Source organism: Agrobacterium tumefaciens, assembly GCF_013318015.2.
Taxonomy (GTDB): domain Bacteria; phylum Pseudomonadota; class Alphaproteobacteria; order Rhizobiales; family Rhizobiaceae; genus Agrobacterium; species Agrobacterium tumefaciens.
In genome coordinates this window covers 2,411,526-2,424,921 of sequence record NZ_CP115841.1, presented here as the reverse complement: position 1 = coordinate 2,424,921, position 13,396 = coordinate 2,411,526, and the positions used below count along the sequence as shown (strand labels likewise).

Genomic DNA, 13,396 nt, shown 5'->3' with positions numbered 1-13,396 from the left:
TGAACTATTTTAGCCGTGCTCAACGGCCACAGAAATGCGGCCAATGGGAGACCGCTTCTACCCTATTGGCCGCTGAACCGGAATTGCTTTTTGGAAGGCCGCAAGGCGGTTTTCAGAGCGCCTCGATGCACATGGCAACACCCATGCCGCCGCCGATGCAGAGCGTCGCGAGCCCCTTCGATACGTTGCGGCGGCGCATCTCGAAAATCAGCGTGTTCAGGACACGGGCGCCGGATGCGCCAATCGGATGGCCGATGGCGATCGCACCGCCATTGACGTTGACGATATCAGGATCAAGACCAAGCTCACGCACGACAGCGCAGGACTGGGCGGCAAAGGCTTCGTTGGCCTCAACGAGGCCGATATCGCCGATCGACCAGCCTGCCTTGGCCAGCGCCTTGCGTGAGGCGGGGATGGGGCCGGTTCCCATGATCTGCGGATCGACACCCGCCGTCGCCCAGGAGGCGATGCGCGCCAGCGGTTTGATACCGCGCTTTGCCGCTTCCTGCTCCGACATCAAAAGTGTGGCAGCAGCGCCATCATTGAGGCCGGAGGCGTTGCCGGCCGTTACCGTGCCCTCCTTGTCGAAGGCGGGGCGCAGCTTTGCCATGGTTTCCAGCGAAACACCGGTACGGATGTGTTCGTCAGCATCGATGATGATATCTGCCTTGCGGCCCGTGACCGAGAAAGCCACGATCTCATCTGCAAAACGGCCGGCGCTCTGTGCGGCTTCGGCCTTGTTTTGCGATGCGACAGCGAACTGGTCCTGTTCATCACGGGAAAGCTGCCATTGCCGGGCGATGTTCTCGGCGGTTATGCCCATGTGGTAGCCGTAAAAGGCATCCGTCAGGCCGTCTTTCAGCATGGTGTCAATCATCTTGAAATCGCCCATCTTCACGCCGCCACGCAAATGGGCACAATGGGGCGCCATGGACATGGATTCCTGCCCGCCGGCAATGATGATGGCCGCGTCGCCGGTAACGATCTGCTGCATGCCGAGTGCGACAGCGCGCAGGCCGGAACCGCATAGCTGATTGATGCCGAAGGCGGTTGCTTCCTGCGGAATGCCGGCTTTCATTGCCGCCTGCCGCGCCGGGTTCTGCCCTTCGCCTGCCGTCAACACCTGACCGAGGATGACCTCATCGATTTCACGGGCTGCGACACCGGCGCGCTCCAGGACGGCGTTGATGACGGTTGCCCCAAGCTCGTGGGCGGGCGTATTGGCAAAGCCACCATTGAAAGAACCGACGGCAGTGCGCGCAGCGCTGGCAATCACGATTGAAGGCGTCATCTGTTTCTCCTCACTTGCGGGCGGAGACTGGCAAAGCTTTGAATACAAGTCAAATGCCGAAAGTTGCTTTAAAAGATGTTGCTAAATCAAGCCGGAATCTTGCGGAAAATTGCTGCGCAAAAAACAAACTGTTGCGATGCACAAAACATTTGTCACGGGGCTTGTTTTGCGCATACACTTCGCGCGGGAAGAGCAATAACACCAAAAAACAAGAAAATACCATCATCGCGAGGAGGCGGGCATGGCAAAACACGACGGCGAAACAATCATTAAAAAATATGCCAACCGGCGGCTCTACAACACCGGAACCAGCACCTATGTGACGCTGGATGATCTGGCGCAGATGGTTAAACGGGGCGAGGACTTCAAGGTTCAGGACGCTAAATCATCCGAAGACATCACCCATGCGGTTCTGACGCAGATCATTGTTGAACAGGAAGCCAAAACCGGCAATACGCTTTTGCCAACGGCGTTTCTGCGGCAGTTGATCTCCTATTACGGTGACCAGATGCAGATGGTCGTTCCGACATTTCTCGAACATTCGATGAAAACCTTCTCCGATCAGCAGAGCCAGATGCAGGAGCATATGGCCAAGGCGTTCGGTGACGGGTCGCTTGCGCGGAATTTCCAGGCTCCATTGCAAATGATGGAAGAGCAGATCCGCCGCAATACGGAACTGTTCCGGCAGGCAATGCAGGGGTTCACGCCTTTTGCAATGCCGCAGGCGCCCAAGGAAACGCGCAAGCCGAATGCATCCGAAATCGATGAGCTGAAGTCGCAGCTGCGCGCATTGCAGCAAAAACTCGATCAGCTCTGAAGGAGGCTGGAGCATTTCGGGTGAGACCCCTCAAATGCTCTCTCCGGTTCTTTAGCTTGCCGCCCGTTCCGGGACGCGCAGCAACAGAACAAAGCCCAACCCCAGAAACACGATGAGGGTGGCCATGCCAATATGTGCGGAGCCACTGAGGTAGGTTGCTATTGAAAAGGACAGCGTCGCCATGAAGCTGGTGGCGCGGCCCGATAGCGCATAGATGCCGAAATAGCGTCCCGCCTCGGCAATGGTGATGTTGCGCGCCAGATAGGAACGCGACGAGGCCTGAACGGGACCGAAGGCGAGGCCAATCAATATGCCATAGAGCAGATAGGCCTTTTCCGCGCCGGTTGCGAAGATGCCGCCATTGTCCGCTGTGGGCAATTGGATCCAGCCAAACAGTGTCGAGCCCTTTCCTGTCGAGACGATGCCGACCGTCGCGATGAGCAGAAGAACCAGGCTGATGAGTATGGTGATCCGCGAGCCAAGTTTCTGATCGACGCGCCCGGCCGCAAAGCAACCCACGATGGCGACGACGTTGAGCAGGATGCCGAAGAGGCCGATTTCCATCGTCGCCCAGCCGAACATTCCCGCCGCAAATACCCCACCCAGAATGAGCACGCCGTTGACGCCGTCCTGATAAAGCATACGTGCAATCAGGAACCGCAACAGGACGGGTCTGTCTCGAAGTTCGCGCAGGGTTGTCTTGAGCTCCGCAAGGCCAGAGCGGATCGCCGCTCCGAAGGGTAGGCCCCTGTCCGCATCCGGGGTCAGCAGAAACATCGGCAGAATGAAGAGCAAATACCAGATTGCGGCTATCGGGCCGGTTATTCTGGCGTCCTCGCCGGTTGCGGGATCGAGACCGAAAAGCGGCTTGATACCGGCGATAGTCAGTCCTGTCTGTGGATTTGCGGCCAGAAGCGTCACCACGGCAATCAGCACCACCATGCCGCCGAGATAACCGAGCCCCCAGGCGAGATTGGAAATGCGTCCGACATTCTGCGGATTGGTCAGTCGCGGCATCATGGAATCGTTGAAGACGATCGAAAACTCCGCCGCGATGGATGCGAATATCATGCAGACGATGGGCAGGATGATCGGCGAACCCGGTGCTGCAAACCAGAGGAATAAAAGGCTGACGATCTTGATGGCGGCAAAAAAGGCGATCCACGGCTTTCTTGCGCCGGATTGGTCAGCGATGGAGCCGAGAATGGGGGAGAATAGGGCGATGATGATCGAGGAGACCGTCGCCATGTTGCTCCATGTCGCCTGCGCCGAAATAGGATCATCGGTGAGGCGGGCGACAAAGTAGGGTCCGAAAACGAAGGTCGTAACGACCGTGAAAAAGGGCTGTGCCGCCCAATCGAACATGACCCAGCCCCAGATGCCGCGTTTGGCAACCACTGTTTCCGCATTTGGGGAGGGGACAGTCATTCATCGTCCTATCGGATATGGGGGGATAAAATGCGTGATGCCGGCGCAACCGCTTCATTTATGGCCATCCGGGCCAGTCACCCGGATGGCGTTTGTCGAATGGTCGATCAGCGCGTCTGAACGATATCGCCAAGCAGCCCCGCCGCCACTGTCAGGCGGGCGAGGTTGGTATCGCCGCTTTCGCTCAGTGCACCGAGTTCCGAGACGATGCGATTGACGCGCACGCGGTCGGCGGCATACCAGGCCTGAACCGGGTCCTTTTCCTTCGCATACTCGGTTAGGGCCGAGATGACGATCCGGCGTCTCGACAAGGCGATCTGGTCCTGGCTGCGCAGAAGAGCCAGGCTCTCGTAGTGATCGGCCGGCGTGATGCGCTGGCTGGCATCCAGCAGCCGCGCGACACGGAAGGTCGAGGAGACCGTGGCGTAGCTTTCGGCGGCGCGGGCAAGCGTCGTGCCCGCATTTTCGGCGATACGCATGATCTCTGGCACATAGACCAGCAGGGAAAGCGTATCCAGCTCTTCCAGAAGGCCAGAGGGAACACCGTCGATTTCGGTGACGCCAAGCTCGCGGCGATATTTCGCCGCTGCCGGCGATAGCGTCTTGATGGCAGTTTTCAGGCGCTCGATTTCGGTTGCCATGTCGCTCGTTCCAGCGCCCACGCTCCCGGTTTGCAAATAAAGCCTGCTTGCATCGGAGTAGATGCGGGTGATCGTGGCATAAAGTCCGTTCTGGACTTCTCCGCCGATCTTTCCGTCGAGCGCGTCAACCTCGCTCCAAAGACGTTTGAGGCCGAAACCATCCTCCACGATCACCGCTGCCTTGACGACATCGGCCGACAGGAGGCCGCTCGCATCGGCGAGTTTCTGCACGAAGCCAGGGCCGCCGCGGTTCACCACGGCATTGGCGAGCGCCGTCGCAACGATTTCGCGGTGCAGGCGATGCGCCTTGATATCGTCTGCATAGTTCTTCTGCATCTTGGCCGGGAAATAGTCTGCGAGCAGATGCTGGAGATAGGGTTCGTCGGGCAGCGGGCTTGCCACCAGAGCGTCGAACAGCGTCAGCTTGGCATAGGAAAGCAGCACCCCGATTTCCGGCCGGGTCAGCGGCTTGCCGGTGGCATATCTTTCGCTGAGCTCGGCATTGCTCGGCAAGGTTTCGACCTTCCGGTTCAGTTGCCCGGTTGCCTCCAGCGCGCTCATCAGGCGGCCGAGTTCTTCCCGGTTTGCAAGCCCAAGCCGCTCCGTCAGCGAGATTGCCAGCGATTGCAGGTAGTTGTTGCGCAGCACCAGCTGCGCCACTTCCGGCGTCATGGAGGCAAGAAGCTGGTTGCGCTTCGGCATCGTTAGGCGGCCGCTATTGACCGCGGAGGCGAGGGCGATTTTGATATTGACCTCGACGTCGGAGGAATTCACGCCGGCCGAGTTGTCGATGGCGTCGGAATTGCAACGCCCACCCGCCAGCGCATAGGCGATACGGCCCTTCTGGGTAATGCCGAGATTGGCGCCTTCGCCGATGACCTTGGCGCGCAGCTCGGTGGCGTTGACGCGGATGGGGTCGTTCGCCCTGTCACCCACCTCGGCGTTGGTTTCCACCGCCGCCTTGATATAGGTGCCGATGCCGCCGAACCACAGAAGATCGGTTGGCGCCTTCAGAATGGCGGTCATGATCTCGAAGGGTGTAGCGACGGATTTGTCGATGCCGATGGCAGCGACGGCTTCCGGCGTCAGCGTCACCGATTTTTCGGAACGCGAGATGATCATTGCGCCTTTAGAGAGCGTTGAACGGTCGTAATCCTGCCAGCTTGAGCGTGGCAATTCGAAAAGCCGCTTGCGCTCAGCGAAGGATTTGTCGGTATCGGGATCCGGATCGATGAAGATGTCGCGATGATCGAATGCTGCGATCAGCCTGATCTTTTCCGACAGCAACATGCCGTTACCGAAAACGTCGCCGGACATGTCGCCGACACCTGCCACTGTGAAGGGCGTGGTCTGGATGTCGGTGTCCATTTCGCGGAAATGACGCTTTACCGTTTCCCAGGCACCGCGTGCGGTGATTCCCATCTTCTTGTGGTCGTAACCGGCGGAACCACCCGATGCGAAGGCATCGTCCAGCCAGAAGCCGGCGTCGTGGGCGAGGCCGTTTGCCGTATCGGAGAATGTCGCTGTCCCCTTATCGGCGGCGACGACGAAGTAGGGATCGTCCCCATCAAGCCGCAACGTATCGGCCGGCGGTACGACGGCGTCGTCGACGATATTGTCGGTGATGGACAGAAGAGTGCGGATATAGGTCTTGTAGGCTTCACGGCCTGCATTGAAGACCTCGTCGCGGGAGCCGCCAACAGGCAGGTTCTTCGGGAAAAAGCCGCCCTTGGCGCCAACGGGAACGATCACCGCATTCTTGACCTGCTGCGCCTTGACGAGACCGAGCACTTCCGTGCGGTAATCCTGGCCGCGATCCGACCAGCGCAGACCGCCGCGCGCCACTTTGCCAAAGCGCAGATGCACGCCTTCTACTTCGGTTCCGTAGACGAAGATTTCGCGGAAAGGACGTGGATCGGGCAGGCCGTCCAGATGTTTGGGATCGAACTTGAACGCCAACAGGTCACGCGGCGTGCCATCGGTGTTTTTCTGGAAGTAGTTGGTACGAAGCGTGGCGTCGATGGCGTTGACATAACGCCGCAAGGTGCGGTCTTCATCGAGATTGGGAACACCGCTCAATGCCGCTTCGATCGTCTTGTGCATCTCTGCCAGTTTCTTCAGCCGCTTCTTCTCGTCGATGGACGGATCGAAGCCAGCCTTGAACAACGCGAAAATATTCCGTGAAATGGCCGGATATTTAAAGAGCGTTTCGGAAATATGCTCCTGGGAATAAACGATTCCGGTCTGGCGCAGATAACGGGCATAGGCGCGCAGGACGGACACTTCGCGCACGGTAAGGCCGCAGGCGAGGATCAGCCGGTTGAAGTTGTCATTATCGACCTTGCCCGAGAAGGCAGCAAGGAATGCTTCTTCGAGTTTCTGTCCGTATTGCGGCAGATCGAGCGTCACGCCCTTGGCGACGGCGAGTTCCATATCATGCAGCACGATGTCGCGCTTTTCGCCATCCGAGATGACACCGATGTCGAAGGTGCGCTCACTGATGACGTTGAAACCTAGGTTTTCCAGCAGCGGCACACGGCGCGACAGTGGCAGATGGCCATCCCGATGGAAGATCTTCAGCGACAGCGTCTCAGCTGACTGGCCTTCCTGCTGGTAAAATTCGATGCGGACCGGCTCACCCTTCACGGTGGCCAGAATATCCGCCATGTCGCCAATCGCCTCTTCCGGCGTGAAGGCCTCCTGATAGGCCTGATCCACCTCCAGCACCGGCGCACCCGGTTCGGAAAGGGCAACGAAATGGTCTATCCAGCGTGCTGCGATATCGCTGACGGCATCCTCCAGCTTGTCCTGCGCGATACGCGGCGTCTTGCCTTCCGTGCGGCCGACGATGAAATGGACGCGGGCGACAGCGCCTTCGGGGAAGGCAGGGTAATAGGCGGAAATATGCCCGTCATATACCTTGCTCAGGTAGTCGCCGATCTTCTCGCGCACATAGGAATTGTATTCCTCGCGCGGCACGAAGATGATGGCCGAGACGAAGCGGTCGAAACGGTCGATACGTGCGAGGACGCGCACGCGTGGGCGGTCGCTCAGTTCCATGATTTGCTCGATGAAGCGGATCAGAAGATCCGTTTCGATCTGGAAGAGATCGTCGCGCGGATAGGCTTCCAGCGTGTTCTGCAGAATGCGGCCGGAGTGGCTGTTCGGATCAAAACCGAAATGCCGCTCGACATCCGCAATTTTGGCACGTAGCAGCGGGATGTGCTTTACCGAACGCGTATAGGCGGTGGCGGTGAAAAGGCCGACGATGCGCAATTCACCGATGACATTGCCATCCTCGTCGAAGCGCTTGATGCCGATATAATCCATATAAGCGCGGCGATGCACGATGGACTTCACATTTGCCTTGGTGACGATGAGGAAATCCGGACCGTCGAGGAAGGCGAGGATTTCAGGCGTCGTCGTCACGGCGTCCTTGCCAAGGCGCAGCACGCGCACATCCGGATCGCTCAGACTGCCGAGGCCGACGCCGTCACCGCGCTCGATTTTCGCGTTCTTTCCCCTTCCGGAATAGGTGTAGTCGCGCATGCCGAGGAAGGTGAAATTGTCGTTGCGAAGCCAGTTGAGAAACTCGACGGCTTCCGCGCGCTCGGTCTTGCGCCGCGAGGAGCCGCGTTTGGACAATTCGTCTAGGGCTTCGTCGAGTTTCGACAGCATGGGCCGCCAGTCTCTGTAGGCGGACTGAACCTGCGCCAGCACGAAACGCAATCTTTCTTCCAGCGCCGTTGCGGCCTGCTGGGTCAGTGGGGCGATGTGCAGCTGGATGAGGCTGATATTCCCGGCGGGATCGTCATCAGGCTCCGCAAGGCGATAACCCGCCTGCGCCGTTGCATCCGGCACCAGAATGGGGTGGACCGCGAGATAGAGGCCGCGATAGCTGCTTGTGACCTCACCCATGACGGAATCGTAGAGGAAGGGCATATTGCGGCCGATAATCGTCAGAACCGTTACCGGAATATCCCGCGGGGTGACGCCCTCCACCTGGGCGATGCTGATATGGGGCGCGTCTCCAGTCCAGCGCGAAAGAGCCTCGAAACTGTGCGCCGCGCTTGCGGCCAGCATTTCGGCGGAATAATATTCTATGTCGTCGGCGCTTGCTCTTCCATAGACTATACCCGGATCAAGAAATGGCGCGTTTTCGGCGATTGCCTGCTGTCGTGCTTTTTCGATCTGTTTTTCGCGTTTTGGATTATTTCTGTAGCCCATTTGATGTGGATTCCTCCAAAAATCACACTTTAACGTAAAAAAGCACCGTCAATTTGCGGATTTTGCCTTTTCATTCGAATCGGATATTGGCGTGTAATTACGAAGAGTTTAAGAGGCTTTCGTGTTTCTTCAGTTGGGAAGTGAAATTTTTTTGCTTCTTATACGGTAGGGACCGGTTACGAAGCATTTGACAGTATTCCGGTAGCCCATTTATAGGTGGTTCTTTGGCCGCCATGTGATGTTGCGGCCACGGTCGAAGCAAATTATTGATTTGTGCCTATTTTTGTGGTACACCAACGATACTGATCCACAGCGTGGCATTTGTGTGCCCAAAAACACCACGAAAGCAACACCTCTTTTGCACGCGGTTTCCGTGACATATCGAGCGTTTACGTTATCGAAGCCCGCAATGCGGGAAGGTGTGTTTTTGCGTGCACGGCTGGACCAGTGCGGAGTCACCTGACGGTTCCCCCGTCTCATCAGGGCCTGACCGACCCAACCCCGGCGTTGCCGGGTATGTAACAGGGAGTTTTTAGAACGAATGACGACCCAGCAGAAGAAATCTCCAGCACATCACGGTTTCAAAACCGGTGAAGCGATTGTGTATCCCGCTCATGGTGTCGGTACCATTTCTGCCATCGAGGAACAAGAAGTTGCCGGCATGAAGCTTGAGCTTTTTGTCATCGATTTCGAAAAAGACAAGATGCGTCTTAAAGTTCCCGTCGCTAAAGCCGTGAGCATCGGCATGCGCAAGCTTTCCGAAGGCGATTTTGTCGAGCGGGCGCTGAAAGTGGTGCAGGGCAAGGCGCGTGTGAAGCGTACCATGTGGTCGCGCCGCGCCCAGGAATATGATGCGAAAATCAATTCCGGCGATCTTATCGCGATTGCTGAAGTTGTGCGCGATCTTTACCGTGCGGAAAACCAGCCGGAGCAGTCCTATTCCGAGCGTCAGCTTTACGAAGCTGCTCTTGATCGCATGGCGCGCGAAATTGCTGCTGTCAACAAGATGTCTGAAACCGAGGCTGTTCGCCTGGTGGAAGTCAACCTTGCAAAGGGTCCGAAGCGCGGCAAGGCCGTCGAAGAGGACGATTCTCAGGAAGAAGCCGCGTAATCACCGGCTTTCTCCTTTTTTAAAAAAACCCGCCAAGAACGGCGGGTTTTTTTGTGCCTGATCTACAGGATGCGAATTTTCGTACCCTTGCGCATATGAGGCAGAATGCGCCTCATGTCGCGGGGATGGAGAGCGACGCAGCCGGCGGTCGGCTCATATCCCGGGCGGATCATATGCATGAAGATTGCCGAACCGCGGTTCCGACTTCTCGACGTGATGTTCCAATCGAGGACGAGGCAAACGTCATAAAGGCCGTCCTTTCGCATCATCTCCTCGTGGCTCAGTGCGAAAGGGGACTTGACCAACCTGTTGTAACTGGCGCTGCGTGGCTCGTCGCACCAAAGCATGGATTGCTGCGTCCGTTGCATCGGCAATGTCGTGGCGATGGCGGGGGTTCGGTCGCCGCGATAAAATCCGTGCAGCAGGCGCGTGACGGAAATCGGTGACTTTCCATCTCCCTCGCGTTTGAGCACGGTACGGCCGTTGCGCCCGATCGCTGCGGGAAAGGTGAGATGCCCGAGCTGAACGATGGCCCGGCTTATTTTCAAAGGCGCCGGCCGAACCATGAGCGTCGATGCGCGTTTATGTTGCTTTACGGGCTGTCTGCTCATGTTTTTCACGAGATTTTGCTTTGCAGGTTATCTAACGTGAAGTCATAGCACTTCGTAATATCATGGCAATGGGTTGACCTTTTATCGGCAAACCGCTGAATTGGCTGACAATTAGAGCGCCGTGCCTTATTTCGGAGGCACAATGGATGCTCTAACTCTTTTAAACTACGCATTGCGATTTCCGAAAATCAACGGCGATTTTTGGGCCGATGCGCTAAAGTAAGAAAGGCTTAGAATCCGAATGACGGCTCGCACTATCCTTTTGGTGGACGACGACGACGATCTTCGGGAGACGCTGACTGAGCAACTATCTCCCTATGAGGAATTCTCGCTTCTGAGCGGCGCAAACGCTGCGCAGGCGATGCAGACCGCAAAGACTGCCCAGGTCGATCTTCTGATCATGGATGTCGGTCTTCCTGACATGGATGGCCGCGAGGCGGTGAAGCTGCTGCGCAAGGGGGGCTTCAAGGCACCGATCATCATGCTGACCGGGCACGATACCGATTCTGACACTATTCTCGGTCTCGAAGCGGGCGCCAATGATTATGTGACGAAGCCATTCCGCTTCGCCGTCCTTCTGGCCCGCATCCGGGCGCAGCTGCGTCAATACGAGCAGAGCGAGGATGCGGTTTTCACCGTCGGTCCCTATCAGTTCAAACCCAGCCAGAAGCTGCTGACGACTGAAGACGGCAAAAAAATCCGGCTGACGGAAAAGGAAGCGGCGATCATCCGTTATCTGTACCGCGCCGGGAGCGCCGTCGTTACCCGCGACGTCTTGCTGGAAGAGGTCTGGGGTTATAATTCCGGAGTGACGACGCATACGCTCGAAACGCATGTGTATCGTCTGCGCCAGAAGATCGAGCGAGACCCCTCCAATGCCGAAATTCTGGTGACCGAGAACGGCGGATACAAGATCGTTCCCTGAACGAACGCCCTTTCTGCGTCCGAGAGGACGCAGAATATTCTAACATCTTGTATTTTGAAGGCCGATATCCGAAAACCGCTATAGTGGTGCAGGCGGTTTTTTGGAGTAGCAATCGACATGGCCTTGACGGATGACATCATGCTTCTGGGGCAAGTGCCGTTGTTTGCGGGCTTCAGCGACGATCAGTTGCGGCTGATCGCCTTCGGCGCGGAACGCCGCCGCGTGGCGGCGGGTCAGACTTTGTTCCGGGAACATTCCCCGGCCGAGTGCGCCTTTGCGGTGACGTCAGGCCATTTCGAGCTATTTACGGCCGGGCGGGATGGAAAACCCGCGTTGCAGGCGACACCGGGCAAGGGGGCGCTTCTTTCGGAGCTGGCGCTTTTCACGCTCTGTGAGAGGAAATTCACCGCCATTGCCGCGGAGGATTCCGAGGTCATCCGGATAACGCGCATTCTCTTTCACCGGCTGGTGGAGGAGTTTCCCGAGGTTGCCGATATCGTGACGGCACGCATTCGCGATAATATCGCCGCACTCGCTGCGGGCGCGGCACGTTTGCAGAACCGCTTCTCCTGATTTTAAAGAGCCAGCGCTTCAGAAACGGAAATGGGCCGTAACCGGAACGTGGTCGGATGGCCGGTTCCAGCCGCGTGCTTCGCGCAAGATATCGATCTTTTCAAGCGAAGGGCCGAGATCCTGCGACGACCAGATATGGTCGAGACGGCGGCCACGGTCTGCGGCTTCCCAATCCTTGGCGCGGTAGCTCCACCAGGTATAAATCTTTTCACTATCAGGCACGTTCAGCCGCATCAGGTCGAGCCAGTTGCCCTTCTTCATGATATCGAGCATGCCGTCAGTTTCCACCGGTGTATGGCTAACGATCTTCAGCAGTTGCTTGTGCGACCAGACGTCATTTTCAAGCGGCGCGATGTTGAGGTCGCCCACGAGAATGGACGAGGTGCCGGGCACGCCGTCGGCGCGAAGCGCCTTCATCTCTTCGATGAAATCCAGCTTGTGGCCGAATTTCGGGTTTATCGACCGGTCGGGTTCGTCACCGCCAGCCGGAACATAAAAATTATGCAGCCGTATGCGGCGCGATCCAACCTGAAAAATCGCGGAAATGTGTCGTGCATCGCCTATACCGCAATAGTCCTGACGGTGATCTTCTGTCAGCGGAATTTTCGAAGCGATTGCCACACCGTGATAGCCCTTCTGGCCATGGATGATGACGTGCTCGTAACCGAGCGCCTTCAGCGGCTTCATCGGAAACTCGCCATTCGGGCATTTCGTTTCCTGCAGGCAGAGAATGTCGGGTTTGTAACGCACCAGAAACTGCTCCACGATCGGCATTCTGAGCCTGACCGAGTTGATGTTCCAGGTGGTTATCGAAAACGACATGCATGTGCTCCGCTTCTGTAGCCTCGAAGCCGATTGTTCCGAGACATGTTTCCGGGGCGCAGGCTTATAACATCGCGATGAAAACGGGAATGCATTTTAGCGGCAAAATGAAAAAGGCGACCGCAGGGCCGCCTTTTGAACTGTCGCCGTGGACCGCCCGGCCTTTAGCCGCGTTTGCGGACTTCTTCGTAGTTGATGTTGAAAACGCGTTCGTCGAGGTTAACGCCCGTCTGCACGTTGAAGATCATGACAGTCGTGTCCTTGTTCTGGGCATCGGTCGTCGTCCATTGCCTCAGATCGAAGGTTTTCGGGTCAAACATCAGGGTAATGGTGGAATCGCCGAACACGCTCTTGTCACCCAGTACGATGGTGGTCAGGTCCGACTCTTCCTTCACGTTCCGGACCTTCTGGTTGCTCAGATCGATCTTGTCGGACAAAAGCAGGCTGAGCGGGGTCTTTGACAGTGGATACAAATCCCATGTCTTCAGCTTCATGTTGCCGATGACGACATTCTTGCCGTCGGAGATGACCCGCATGGGCGAGGGGTCTTCATAATTGAAGCGAAGCTTGCCGGGCCGTTCGATGTAAAATTTGCCGCCGGTCTGTTCACCGCGCGGGCCAAACTGGACAAACTCTCCCATCATGGTTTTGACCGACGAGAAGTGATTGGCAATTTTCTGCGCGGTCGCGCTGTTACCGGCAGCCTGGGCAAATGCGTTGAGCGGCGACAGGCCGGCCATGACCGCAGCCATGGAAAACGCCGTCAGCACGCCACGTCGCGTCACGCCGTTCTCTGGTGTGTTTGCGGTGGCAATCTCGCCGGTGGTGAGGTCGTTCATTCTGTTCTCCTTCATCGCAGCGATTTTCCGCATAAAGGCGGCGGCTTCATGACGTTGAAAGCGTGTATTAACGCTTCTTCGCCCCGCTTGGTTGCCGTCTTCGCCTCACGC

10 protein-coding genes are annotated in these 13,396 nt (G+C 57.3%); 4 read left to right on the top strand and 6 right to left on the bottom strand.

What is annotated here, in order from left to right; all coding sequences use genetic code 11:
* Positions 1-112: 112 nt before the first annotated feature.
* A complete protein-coding gene (locus tag G6L97_RS11795; RefSeq protein ID WP_111782543.1) occupies positions 113-1,291 on the bottom strand; it encodes an acetyl-CoA C-acetyltransferase in 1,179 nt (392 codons plus the stop codon).
* 241 nt (positions 1,292-1,532) lie between these two features.
* On the opposite strand from G6L97_RS11795, the gene phaR reads away from it, so the two are divergent.
* A complete protein-coding gene (gene phaR / locus G6L97_RS11790) occupies positions 1,533-2,108 on the top strand; it encodes a polyhydroxyalkanoate synthesis repressor PhaR (RefSeq protein WP_003516476.1) in 576 nt (191 codons plus the stop codon).
* 51 nt (positions 2,109-2,159) lie between these two features.
* Here the strand turns inward: phaR and G6L97_RS11785 are convergent, their stop codons facing one another.
* Positions 2,160-3,536: an MFS transporter gene (locus G6L97_RS11785; protein WP_111782544.1), complete on the bottom strand. Its 1,377-nt coding sequence runs from the start codon at positions 3,534-3,536 to the stop codon at positions 2,160-2,162.
* Positions 3,537-3,643: 107 nt separating this feature from the next.
* Entirely contained in the window at positions 3,644-8,404 is a 4,761-nt protein-coding gene (locus G6L97_RS11780; RefSeq protein WP_111782545.1) for an NAD-glutamate dehydrogenase, read from the bottom strand.
* Positions 8,405-8,945: 541 nt separating this feature from the next.
* Here G6L97_RS11780 and G6L97_RS11775 point away from each other — a divergent pair.
* The gene (locus tag G6L97_RS11775) at positions 8,946-9,515 is read left to right on the top strand and encodes a CarD family transcriptional regulator (protein WP_003492641.1); all 570 of its coding nucleotides are present in this window, start codon (positions 8,946-8,948) and stop codon (positions 9,513-9,515) included.
* Between the two features lie 62 nt (positions 9,516-9,577).
* Here the strand turns inward: G6L97_RS11775 and G6L97_RS11770 are convergent, their stop codons facing one another.
* Entirely contained in the window at positions 9,578-10,081 is a 504-nt protein-coding gene (locus G6L97_RS11770; RefSeq protein ID WP_111782624.1) for a L,D-transpeptidase family protein, read from the bottom strand.
* A gap of 286 nt (positions 10,082-10,367) precedes the next feature.
* Here G6L97_RS11770 and G6L97_RS11765 point away from each other — a divergent pair, with 286 nt between their 5' ends.
* Positions 10,368-11,051: a response regulator transcription factor gene (locus tag G6L97_RS11765; RefSeq protein WP_003492637.1), complete on the top strand. Its 684-nt coding sequence runs from the start codon at positions 10,368-10,370 to the stop codon at positions 11,049-11,051.
* A 117-nt stretch (positions 11,052-11,168) separates the two neighbouring features.
* Positions 11,169-11,624 carry a cyclic nucleotide-binding domain-containing protein gene (locus tag G6L97_RS11760; protein ID WP_013636965.1) on the top strand — a complete coding sequence of 152 codons (456 nt, stop codon included), beginning with the start codon at positions 11,169-11,171 and terminating at the stop codon, positions 11,622-11,624.
* 18 nt (positions 11,625-11,642) lie between these two features.
* On the opposite strand, the gene G6L97_RS11755 is transcribed toward G6L97_RS11760, so the two are convergent.
* Positions 11,643-12,446, bottom strand: a complete 804-nt coding sequence (locus tag G6L97_RS11755; RefSeq protein WP_013636964.1) for an exodeoxyribonuclease III — start codon at positions 12,444-12,446, stop codon at positions 11,643-11,645.
* Between the two features lie 164 nt (positions 12,447-12,610).
* On the bottom strand, positions 12,611-13,285 hold the full coding sequence (locus G6L97_RS11750) for an outer membrane lipoprotein carrier protein LolA (RefSeq protein ID WP_013636963.1): 675 nt from the start codon (positions 13,283-13,285) through the stop codon (positions 12,611-12,613).
* Between the last annotated feature and the right edge of the window lie 111 nt (positions 13,286-13,396).

Coding starts and splice junctions, on each gene's coding strand:
- G6L97_RS11785 (WP_111782544.1), bottom strand. CDS start 3,536: ATGACTGTCCCCTCCCCAAATGCGGAAACAGTGGTTGCCAAACGCGGC.
- G6L97_RS11795 (WP_111782543.1), bottom strand. CDS start 1,291: ATGACGCCTTCAATCGTGATTGCCAGCGCTGCGCGCACTGCCGTCGGT.
- G6L97_RS11765 (WP_003492637.1), top strand. CDS start 10,368: ATGACGGCTCGCACTATCCTTTTGGTGGACGACGACGACGATCTTCGG.
- G6L97_RS11770 (WP_111782624.1), bottom strand. CDS start 10,081: ATGGTTCGGCCGGCGCCTTTGAAAATAAGCCGGGCCATCGTTCAGCTC.
- G6L97_RS11780 (WP_111782545.1), bottom strand. CDS start 8,404: ATGGGCTACAGAAATAATCCAAAACGCGAAAAACAGATCGAAAAAGCA.
- G6L97_RS11750 (WP_013636963.1), bottom strand. CDS start 13,285: ATGAACGACCTCACCACCGGCGAGATTGCCACCGCAAACACACCAGAG.
- phaR (WP_003516476.1), top strand. CDS start 1,533: ATGGCAAAACACGACGGCGAAACAATCATTAAAAAATATGCCAACCGG.
- G6L97_RS11755 (WP_013636964.1), bottom strand. CDS start 12,446: ATGTCGTTTTCGATAACCACCTGGAACATCAACTCGGTCAGGCTCAGA.
- G6L97_RS11775 (WP_003492641.1), top strand. CDS start 8,946: ATGACGACCCAGCAGAAGAAATCTCCAGCACATCACGGTTTCAAAACC.
- G6L97_RS11760 (WP_013636965.1), top strand. CDS start 11,169: ATGGCCTTGACGGATGACATCATGCTTCTGGGGCAAGTGCCGTTGTTT.